Source organism: Mesorhizobium amorphae, assembly GCF_014843845.1.
Lineage (GTDB): Bacteria > Pseudomonadota > Alphaproteobacteria > Rhizobiales > Rhizobiaceae > Mesorhizobium > Mesorhizobium amorphae_A.
Genome location: NZ_JHQS01000010.1, coordinates 1 through 3522, shown reverse-complemented (window position 1 = coordinate 3522; position 3522 = coordinate 1). Strand labels below are relative to the sequence as shown.

The following is a 3522-nucleotide window of genomic DNA, read 5'->3' as shown; positions in this document are numbered from 1 at the left end:
CCCTGTAATCCTGACTGAGTTTCGATTGTTGAGGATCAATCGCGGGGCGGCTTACGTCAAATTCAGTCTTTGTATTGTTGTCATCTGGCAACGAGATGGACCCGAGCCAAAGCCCTGATACCGCCTGCCAGTTCATCACGTCGACATTGCATTGTGGTAGAATCCAGAATCGAGCTTGTTGATGTTACGCATGGAACGCGCCTTGAGCACGCTGCCCTCCAGCTGCCCAAATGCTTGAAAGAGCGCCATGCCTGCGGCTACGGTTGCCCGGCCCAACGCGGACCTATATTGTGAATGGCCGGAGGTCAGAGGCAAGGCAGCTAGCCTGCGCAAATCCGACAAAGCGATGCCAAGCGGGAAGCAGAACTCCGAGATCCTGCCGAAGTCCGGCACACATCCGCCGCGATCATCACGAAAGTCCGCTCGCTCCGCCGCCACCTTGGCGGGCCGCCGCGACGAGCTGGGCCGGTCGCAAGCTCTGCAGAAGCAGCGCCGTCATCATACCGCTCGAGGGCGCTGCCCCAGACCGATCCTATAGCTGCTGCGGTGCCCGACTAATCCATGCTCTCCCGCACCAGCGCTACGATCAGTCGGGATAGTGGTCCTTGTGCACGTATCTCGCACGCTCCGCAGCACAAGCTTCGCCTGGTCAGGGCGAATTTCCTCATAGCCTCCCAAAGAATCAGGCTTGCAGTCCATCGACCAGTGATCATTCAGACAAGTTCCTGGTCTAGGCCGCCTTGCCGGCAAGTGCCGTGCCGACCACGCGGTAGCCAGCGAGCTCCCAGGTCTCGCGCGTGGCCTTTATCGTGATGGTCTTGCCGGCGCCGGCGCGGACAACGACAGCGGCAATTCTGCCCGCGTTAGTTAGCGACTCGCTCGATCGCCGTTCTCTGCTCGGCCGACAACCGGTGATAGCGCGAGAAGACGCCCTCCAGCACCTTTTCCGGAACACCATGCGAGCGCCGGTCCGACAGCCAGATCGCCCGCCGCGCCCATGTCGGATCAACTCGCGCCTCTCGATCGCGTGCTCGCCACAAAGACCCTGACAGTGGCGGTCGGGACGGACTGGGGGAAGATGTCGTTCTTAAACGATAAACACGAGCTCGATGGTTCTGATGTGGACATCGCCAATGCCATCGCGAAATACTTAGGTGTGAAGGCCAAATTCGTAACGCCGGCCTGGGTTTTCATCACCGCAGGCGAGTGGGAGGGCCGTTGGGATATGGCCATGGGTCAGTTGACGCCGACCAAGGCACGCGCCGAAAAATTGTCCTTCCCAGTCGTGTCTTGCTTGTCATGGCTCCACCTTCTCAGGAGTTGGAGCCTCCGATCAACCCGGCGCGGTTCATTGGAGGTTGTTCTCATTTGACAGCCGATTGCGTTCTTGATCAAACAGGAAAATGATTGCCTCGCATGGCTTTGCTCATGGGGAACGTTTGGGACGAAGATATGACCGGACGCAAGAAGGCGAGAGACGGAAACAGAGTTTACCAAACTTTGCGCAACAGCATATTGCGCCTGGAGACGCGGCCTGGCGCAATCATCGACGAAGCTAGCATTGCCGCCAAGCACTCGGTGTCTCGAACACCGATTCGAGAAGCCATAATACAGCTTATTTCCGAAGGCCTTATCGTTCGAGATGGCCGGGTGGCGCGTGCCGCCTCGTTCGATTTTGACGAAGTGCCGAGGCTTTTCGACGCCATCATAATCACAAGCCGAATGATACATCGCTTGGCGGCGGAAAACAGGACGGATCAAGATCTTGAGAAAATAAAGGAAAGACACCGCAAGTTTGAAGCACTCGTTTCGCAGGGGGATGGCGTCCAACGCCAGGATGCGAACTTGGCGTTTCACATGAGCATCGCGGCTGCCGCCCGTAACAGATATTTCGCGGAATTTTACGAACATCTTCTTTATGCTTTCAGCCGCCTTTCGCGAGCAGCCTTCTCTAGTGACGAGGAGACGCAAATATATGGGGTCGTCCTGAATGAGGAGCTGCTTGCCCATCTGTCGGAAACAGTTCGACAGCATGCTCAAATAGTGGATGCAATCGCCGCTCGTGATATCGAGGAAGCTGACCGACTGGCGATCGCTCATCAAGACCTCGCAGCAGCTCGTCTAAAGCAGAGGCTGTTCGGGGGATCGCGTTCCATCAGATCCAAGCCTGCCCTCGCAATCCAGACGTCAGCGAGATGATAGAGCAAGGTGCGCGCTAGCGCTGGTGGACAAAGGGTATCCATAGTTTGACAGCGGCGATGGCGACAAAGCCGAGGTAGGTTTCCTTGGTCTTGTCGTATCGGATGGCAACGCATCGCCAGTTCTTGAGCTTGTTGAACGGGGATGACGGCCTCGATGTCGGCCTTGGCGATCTCCTCGCGAATGGCGTCGGCGTCATATCCCTTGTCGCGAGCAGCGCCTCGATCCGGTCGGCGATCATCCAGAACAGAGGGGCAAAGCCCTGGGGTGTCATGGGTCTGCCCCGGCGTGAGCACGAAGCCGAAGGGGCCGGCCTTTTGCGTCACATAGGGCATGGAGTTTGGAGGTGAAGCCACCGCGCGATCGGCCAAGCGCCTCGGCCTCCTGAATCCCCTTTTTATACCGACTGCATAATGGTGTGGCCGGATAACGGTACTGTCGATCATGTCCGCGCTTCGATCCCGCTCGACCAATTCGGCCAGCCTTTCGAGCATCGCGAACACGCCGGTCTCGACCCATCGTCGATATCGGCGAAAAGGCGCTGTTCCACTTGCTGTGCTCGGCAGGCAGATGGCGCCATTGCGCGCCGGTGCGGGCCATCCACATCATGCCTGCGAAATAGCGCCGATTGCCTTGAGCTGGACGGCAGGCGCGTCCTCGTTCAGCAGGCAGAAGCCGGCCGATCGTGTTAAAAAGGTAGCGCGGTCGCCGCTTCGATCAGCTGATACAATCCTACAACCCTATCAAAGTACGCCGCGAGCACACGCTCGCGGCGTTCTTTGAGTTTGGCCCTACATCTCAATCACCTGCCGTTTGATACGCAGGACAATGTTGTTCAGTCGCCATAGCGGCGATTCCGAAACGACAACCAGCAAATTGTCTTGACTCAGTATCCAGTATGTGTACTGATCTGCGTTCTAATTTCGTGCAGCTGACAGTCCGCTCCGGACATGGAGTGCAGGCCAGAATTGTCCGCATCAGCGAACTTTCGCTGGCCGCAATGTCATGAAAACGCAGCCCTCCAACAGGCGGGAGAGCAAAGGAAGAGAATGCGCTATTCCGCACTATCGGTGTTTTTGAACGGTCTCAGGGAAAACAGCCGGTGGAAACCGGCGTGGCGTGATCCGTCTCCAAGGAAGAACTATGAAGTCGTGATCGTGGGCGGCGGCGGACACGGCTTGGCGACCGCCTACTATCTCGCGAAAACGTTCGGCATCAGAGACATTGCAGTCTTGGAAAAGAGCTACATCGGCTCTGGCAACGTGGGGCGGAACACAACGATTGTTCGATCGAACTATCTTCTGCCTCACAACAATCCCTTCT

At 57.4% G+C, this 3522-nt stretch carries 5 protein-coding genes and 1 pseudogene; 3 read left to right on the top strand and 3 right to left on the bottom strand.

Annotated elements, in window-relative coordinates:
• Positions 1 to 733: 733 nt before the first annotated feature.
• Positions 734 to 995, bottom strand: a pseudogene (locus DH08_RS05255) (AAA family ATPase); the annotation flags it as partial.
• Between the two features lie 2 nt (positions 996 to 997).
• On the opposite strand from DH08_RS05255, the gene DH08_RS35765 reads away from it, so the two are divergent.
• Together DH08_RS35765 and DH08_RS05250 are read left to right on the top strand one after the other, a co-directional pair.
• On the top strand, positions 998 to 1372 hold the full coding sequence (locus DH08_RS35765) for a transporter substrate-binding domain-containing protein (RefSeq protein ID WP_210328543.1): 375 nt from the start codon (positions 998 to 1000) through the stop codon (positions 1370 to 1372).
• Positions 1373 to 1416: 44 nt separating this feature from the next.
• On the top strand, positions 1417 to 2199 hold the full coding sequence (locus DH08_RS05250; RefSeq protein WP_192178226.1) for a GntR family transcriptional regulator: 783 nt from the start codon (positions 1417 to 1419) through the stop codon (positions 2197 to 2199).
• Here the strand turns inward: DH08_RS05250 and DH08_RS37315 are convergent.
• Together DH08_RS37315 and DH08_RS37310 are read right to left on the bottom strand one after the other, a co-directional pair.
• Positions 2100 to 2534 carry a transposase gene (locus DH08_RS37315; RefSeq protein WP_428338282.1) on the bottom strand — a complete coding sequence of 145 codons (435 nt, stop codon included), beginning with the start codon at positions 2532 to 2534 and terminating at the stop codon, positions 2100 to 2102. The two genes, DH08_RS05250 and DH08_RS37315, sit on opposite strands and share 100 nt — an antisense overlap.
• Positions 2470 to 2871 (bottom strand): transposase, encoded by a 402-nt coding sequence (locus tag DH08_RS37310; RefSeq protein WP_210328544.1) that lies wholly within the window; start codon positions 2869 to 2871, stop codon positions 2470 to 2472. Before DH08_RS37310 ends, DH08_RS37315 begins: the two co-directional genes overlap by 65 nt.
• A 377-nt stretch (positions 2872 to 3248) precedes the next feature.
• On the opposite strand from DH08_RS37310, the gene DH08_RS05240 reads away from it, so the two are divergent.
• A partial coding sequence (locus tag DH08_RS05240; RefSeq protein WP_192178216.1) for an FAD-dependent oxidoreductase occupies positions 3249 to 3522 on the top strand: 274 nt, incomplete at its 3' end.